Annotated in this window: 1 protein-coding gene; it reads right to left on the reverse strand. The window is 43.2% G+C overall.

The window, feature by feature from the left end; all coding sequences use genetic code 11:
• Nucleotides 1–20: 20 nt before the first annotated feature.
• On the reverse strand, nucleotides 21–1,203 hold a 1,183-nt coding region (locus tag MM239_RS20775), incomplete at its 5' end, for an IS4 family transposase (protein ID WP_241350246.1).

Genomic DNA, 1,203 nt, shown 5'->3' on the forward strand with positions numbered 1-1,203 from the left:
CAATGTCGTTTAGTTAAGGATTAAATTGGTTTATAATTCATATAATGAGGTTTTTTTGGCTTTTTGAGCCTGGGTAGCTTTCTACCTGGTCTTTCAACTTCCCGAGTTTTGTAGACTAAATCATCGAATGCGTTCAAAGCTTCGCTGAACTTCTTCTTTATAAACATGGGTATGGCCATGTCCATCATCATTGCCAAGGCGTTTGTTTTGTTGATCTTTTGCCCATGTTTTCCTTCTTGCTTATCTGCTTCGTATTCTGCTTTGACTTTCTCTTCTATGGGATGTGCGTATGCAGCGCACATGGTCATCAGGAAAACCTTTGCATGGAAATCCTGCTTGACTGCCTTTGCCGTCTTGCCTGAAAATGCCTCAAGTTCCACCCTGCTTTTAAGTAGCTTATATGCTTCTTCCTCGTTCCATCGCAGGTGGTATAGGCCACCAAACTCCTCTGCGTCATACTTTTGGCTATCAAGCAGTGATGTACACAGTATCTCTATCTCCCCATTGTCAAGCTCAACTTTTACCAGTCTGCATTCCAATTCTCTTTCCCATATTTCCTGATGCTCTGAAAGCTTTTCCCTGTCCTTTTTGGGAAGATTGAATTTTACCACTTTTTCTCTTTCAGGACTTTTTCTGAATTCATTCACCTCAAGCCACCAATTGTCTTTGAGCCTGACACAGAACTCGATTCCTTTTGCTTTTAGCAGGAATAACAGCCAAAAACAGGGATAACCCCTGTCAAGCAACAAAATATCTCCACTATTCACCTTCTCAAGATGAAGCATCAGCAAGTCCCGCTCACTTGCAGAATATGGGGCTATTTCTGAATCTATGGTCAGGTGGTTGAGCACATCATAAAGCATCGAGCATATAGCCATCGAACGTTTCGAATCCGCCTTGGGACCAAAGCTGTGCTCCCCGAATTCCTCAATGACCGTTTCATGCCGGGGAAGCATCAGCCTACTGCCGTCTACAGCCAAAACACGCATACCATGCCAGACATAATAGGAAGCCTCCGAATAAAATCCTGCAACGGCGACCTCGTTCAAACGCCTGAATGCCCATGGATTTAACTTGGCCCTTGCTTGGCTCAATGCACCCTTGGTAACCTCCCTGATATTGAAATCATCATTGGATAGTGCTTTATAAAACCTGTCCAGATCCCGTTGAAGTGCTGTTTTGAATGACATGATAAAAAATATT

The sequence above is a fragment of the Belliella filtrata genome (assembly GCF_022549775.1).
Lineage (GTDB): Bacteria > Bacteroidota > Bacteroidia > Cytophagales > Cyclobacteriaceae > Belliella > Belliella filtrata.